This is a genomic window from Pseudomonas sp. SIMBA_041 (genome assembly GCF_046535095.1).
In the GTDB taxonomy this organism is placed as follows: domain Bacteria; phylum Pseudomonadota; class Gammaproteobacteria; order Pseudomonadales; family Pseudomonadaceae; genus Aquipseudomonas; species Aquipseudomonas mucoides.
The window spans coordinates 1-245 of the sequence record NZ_JAWRXJ010000776.1 but is presented as its reverse complement, the minus strand read 5'-3'; the positions used below and the strand labels follow the sequence as shown (position 1 = coordinate 245).

The 245-nt window shown below is 62.9% G+C and carries 1 pseudogene; it reads left to right on the top strand.

From position 1 onward, the window contains the following. Window positions 1–245: pseudogene (locus tag SB725_RS33220) on the top strand (alpha/beta hydrolase); the annotation flags it as partial.

Sequence of the window (245 nt, the reverse complement as noted above, 5' to 3'; positions counted from 1 at the left end):
ACGCGCCGAAACTGGGGGTCAAGGGCAGCATCGGCACCGGCGTGATCTACACCGTGGGCCAGAAAAACGTCGGCGAACAGGACCCGAACAAGGTCGACCCGGCGCTGGCGTACGGCTTCTACACCCTGCTTGCCGCGCAGCAGTACGACCCGAGCATCAACCCGCGTGATTTCTATACCGACAAAGCCCTGCCGCTGTTCGAGCAAGCGCGCACCAGTTGCCTGTCATCGCTGGTCAGTGACGTG